Raw genomic sequence first — 3,712 nt, 5'->3', positions numbered from 1 at the left:
CGCGCCGTCATAGCCCAGCAGCTCGCACAGCCGGCGGTTCGGCTGCAGCGCGCCGGCCATGCCCTGACGCAGCGCCGGCGCCGCGGTCAGCGCCGCGCGCAAGGCATCGGCCGGACCGGCGGAGCTCGGCTCGGGGCCCAGGTCGGGCAGCACCTCCATCGGCCGCGGATCGCTGGCCAGCTCGCCCGACCGCAGGTTGGTGATGACGGTCCGGGACAGCGCCTCCTCCAGCAGCTCGGCGCGGCTGCGCCCGGCATCGGGATCCAGCGCCCGCAGCCGCGGCTTGCCGTCCAGGCCGCGCGCGGACAGCGTCGGTGGATAGCCGCAGATCGGCGCCCCGTCACGCGCCAGGCGCGGCGCCCATTGCCCGGCATCGTCGCGCAGGAACACGCAGCCTCGGCTGTCGATATATTGCCGCGCAAGAAAATCGGCCGGCGGCTCTTCGGCCGGACGGATGTCCTGCGCCAGCGCCAGCCCCGGCAGCAGCACCGGCATCACCCGCAAAATCCACAGCATCGTCCCGTCCCCGAATCGACCCTTTGGGACGGTGATAGGGCCAAGGCCCTGAACGCGCGGTTAACGCCGGGCTATTTCGTGCCGAACATCCGATCGCCGGCATCGCCCAAGCCGGGGACGATATAGCCGTGATCGTCCAGCCGCTCGTCCAGCGCGGCGGTGAAGATCGGCACGTCGGGATGGGCCTGGCGCATGCGCTCGACCCCCTCGGGCGCGGCCAGAAGGCACAGGAATCGCAGATTCTTCGCGCCGCGTTCCTTCAGCATGTCGATGGCCGCGACCGAGCTGTTGCCGGTGGCCAGCATCGGATCGACCACGATGGTCATGCGGGCGTCCAGCTCCCTGGGGACCTTGCAGTAATATTCGACCGGCTGCAGCGTCTCGGGGTCGCGGTAAAGGCCGACAAAGCCCACCCGCGCGCCGGGGATCAGCTCCAGGATGCCGTCCAGAAGCCCGTTCCCGGCCCGCAGGATCGAGATCAGCGCCAGCTTCTTGCCCTCGAGCGTCGGCGCCTCCATCTCGCAAAGCGGCGTCTGGATGCGGATCGTGGTCAGCTCCAGCTCGCGCGTGACCTCATAGGCCAGCAGCAGGCTGATCTCGCGCAGCAGGCGGCGGAAGCCGGCGGTGGAAACATCCTTCTGGCGCATGATCGTCAGCTTGTGCTGCACCAGGGGGTGGTCGACGATGGTCAGGTGCCGGGTCATGTCAGGTCCTTTCGCAGGCGGGTGCGGGTGGTCTCGTCGCAGAATGCCGCGTCGACGGCCCAGAGGTTCATCTGCCGGAACTCATCTTCGGCCCAGCCGAAGGCATCGGCAAGCATCTGGTATTCATGGGAAAGCGAGGTGTGGAAAAACGGCGGATCGTCGGTCGAGACGGTGACCCGCACCCCGGCGTCTGCCAGCCGGGCGATGGGATGGGCGGACCAGGACGGCACGATGCCGAGCGCCAGGTTGGAGCCGGGGCAGACCTCCAGCGTGGTGCCGCGCTCGGCCAGGTCGCGGACCAGCGCCGGGTCCTCGACGGCGCGGATGCCATGGCCGATGCGGGTGACGCCCAGCGACAGGGCGTCGCGGACCGAATCCGGCCCGCGCCATTCGCCGGCATGCGCGGTCAGGCCCAGCCCGGCCTCGCGCGCGCAATCGAAGGACCAGGCGAAATCGCGCAGTTCGCCGGCATTCTCGGCGCCGCCGATGCCGAAGCCGGCGACCCAGCCGCCCGCAGTCTCGGCCGCGCAAAGCGCGGTCCGGCGGGCGCGGTCCGGGCCGAAATGCCGGATCGCGGTCAGGACCGCGCGGCTGGCGATGCCGTCGCGCTCGGCCGCGGCGGCGACCTCCTCCATCGCGGCGAGATAGTCGCGCCATGCCGAAAGCCCGGCGCCGCCGCAGAACTCGGGCGAGACGAACAGCTCGGCATAGATCGCGCCCTGTTCGGCGCATTCCGCCAGCACCTCGGCCAGCAGCCGGGCATAGTCGCGCGGGCCGGTCAGGACCGAGGTCGCGGCCTCGTAGACGCGCAGGAACTCGTCGAAGCCGCGATAGGCATAGGCGCCGCGCCCGTCGAAGATGCCGCCGATGTCGCGGTGCTTCTCGGCCGCCAGCGCGCGGATGAAGCCCGGCGGCGCGGCGCCTTCCAGATGCAGGTGCAGCTCGATCTTCTTCACGGATTTCACAGGAAGGACCTCCCCGGCCCGACGGGTGGCAGGCCCAGATGCGCGGCAACCGAGGCGCCGATATCGGCAAAGCCCACCAGCCCGACCGCGCGCGCGCCATGGCCCCAGCCCAGCACCGGCACCCGCTCGCGCGTGTGGTCAGTGCCGTGCCAGCTGGGATCGTTGCCGTGATCGGCGGTGAACAGCGCCAGGTCGCCGGGTCGCAGGCGGGCGATCAGCGCACCGGCCACGCCGTCGAACCATTCCAGCGCGCGGGCATAGCCCTCGACATCGCGGCGATGGCCGTAGAGGCTGTCGAACTCGACGAAATTGGCAAAGGTCAGGCTGCCCGGCTCGGCCTCGTCAGCGAGCCGCAGCAGGTGTTCGGCCAGGTCGGCGTCGGACTTGCCCTTGTGCAGCCGGTCGATGCCGCGATGGCTGAAGATGTCGCCGATCTTGCCGATGGCATGGGTGACGCGCCCGGCCGCCTGCGCCGCGTCGAGGATCGTCCGGCCGGGCGGCGCGATGGCATAGTCGCGCCGATTGGCGGTGCGGGCGAAATCCCCCTCGGCCCCGGTGAAGGGCCGGGCGATGACCCGGCCGACGCGCATGGGATGGACCATGGCCGCCACGTCCTGGCACAGCCGATACAGCCGGTCCAGCCCGAAGGCCTGCTCATGCGCGGCGATCTGCAGCACGCTGTCGGCCGAGGTATAGCAGATCGGCCAGCCGCTGCGCAGGTGCTCGGCGCCCAGGCGCTCGATCACCTCGGTGCCCGAGGCGTGCTCGTTGCCCAGGATGCCTTCGGTGCCGGCGGCCTGCGCGATGCGGGCGGTCAACTCGGGCGGAAAGGCCGGGCGGGCATCGGGGAAGTAATGCCATTCCCACGGCACCGGGACGCCCGCGATCTCCCAATGGCCCGAGGGGGTATCCTTGCCGCGCGACACCTCGGTGGCCGCGCCCCACAGCCCCTGCGGCCGGACACCGAGGCCGGGCGCCGCCTCGCCGCTCGCCAGCCGGACCGCCGCGCCCAAGCCCAGCGTGTCGAGATTCGGCATGGCCAGCGAGCGCGCCTGGGCGATATGGGCCAGGGTGTTGGCGCCGGTATCGGGGCGGCCGTCGTTGAAATATTCGGCCGCGTCGGGGGCGCCGCCGATGCCGACCGAATCCATGACGATCAGGAAGGCGCGTCTGTCAGTCATCGGGCGATACCTCGCAGCGGATCAGCGGACCCGGTCCCGGCCCGTCGCCCAGCAGATAGGCGGCCTGCACCGTGGCGACCGCCGCCTCGGCCGCCGCTTCCGAGGCGGCATGAACGAAGGTCAGCGGGCGCCCATCGCCGGCCTCTTCGCCGATGCGCAGCAGATCCGCAAGCCCCACCCGCGGGTCGATGCGGTCGCCGGCATGCAGCCGGCCGCCGCCAAGCGCCACGACGGCGTGACCCAGCGCCTCGGTGTCGATGGCGGCAACGCGGCCGTGGCCCGGCACGGCGCGCACCACCGGCGCGGCCGGCAGGTGGCGCTCGGGACGGTCGAGCAGGTCGGCCGG

3 protein-coding genes and 2 pseudogenes are annotated in these 3,712 nt (G+C 71.5%); all 5 read right to left on the bottom strand.

Annotation, left to right across the window (positions count from 1 at the left end; all coding sequences use genetic code 11):
• A pseudogene (locus tag I9P22_RS23600) lies at positions 1–516 on the bottom strand (SPOR domain-containing protein); the annotation flags it as partial.
• Positions 517–587: 71 nt separating this feature from the next.
• Positions 588–1,220 carry a uracil phosphoribosyltransferase gene (upp, locus tag I9P22_RS23595; protein WP_199262615.1) on the bottom strand — a complete coding sequence of 211 codons (633 nt, stop codon included), beginning with the start codon at positions 1,218–1,220 and terminating at the stop codon, positions 588–590.
• Positions 1,217–2,185 (bottom strand): adenosine deaminase, encoded by a 969-nt coding sequence (locus I9P22_RS23590; RefSeq protein ID WP_199262613.1) that lies wholly within the window; start codon positions 2,183–2,185, stop codon positions 1,217–1,219. The genes upp and I9P22_RS23590 overlap by 4 nt, the downstream gene beginning before the upstream one ends.
• Positions 2,182–3,366, bottom strand: coding sequence for a phosphopentomutase (locus I9P22_RS23585; RefSeq protein ID WP_199262611.1), 1,185 nt, complete (start codon positions 3,364–3,366; stop codon positions 2,182–2,184). The genes I9P22_RS23590 and I9P22_RS23585 overlap by 4 nt, the downstream gene beginning before the upstream one ends.
• Positions 3,359–3,712 (bottom strand): annotated as a pseudogene (locus I9P22_RS23580) (thymidine phosphorylase); the annotation flags it as partial. The pseudogene I9P22_RS23580 and the gene I9P22_RS23585, both read right to left, overlap by 8 nt.

The sequence above is a fragment of the Paracoccus binzhouensis genome (genome assembly GCF_016446475.1).
GTDB classification, from domain to species: domain Bacteria; phylum Pseudomonadota; class Alphaproteobacteria; order Rhodobacterales; family Rhodobacteraceae; genus Paracoccus; species Paracoccus binzhouensis.
This window is presented reverse-complemented; position numbering and strand designations above follow the sequence as displayed.

What these genes read in the sequence shown, in the direction of transcription:
- upp (WP_199262615.1), bottom strand. Translation starts at nt 1,220, where the DNA reads ATGACCCGGCACCTGACCATCGTCGACCACCCCCTGGTGCAGCACAAG.
- I9P22_RS23585 (WP_199262611.1), bottom strand. Translation starts at nt 3,366, where the DNA reads ATGACTGACAGACGCGCCTTCCTGATCGTCATGGATTCGGTCGGCATC.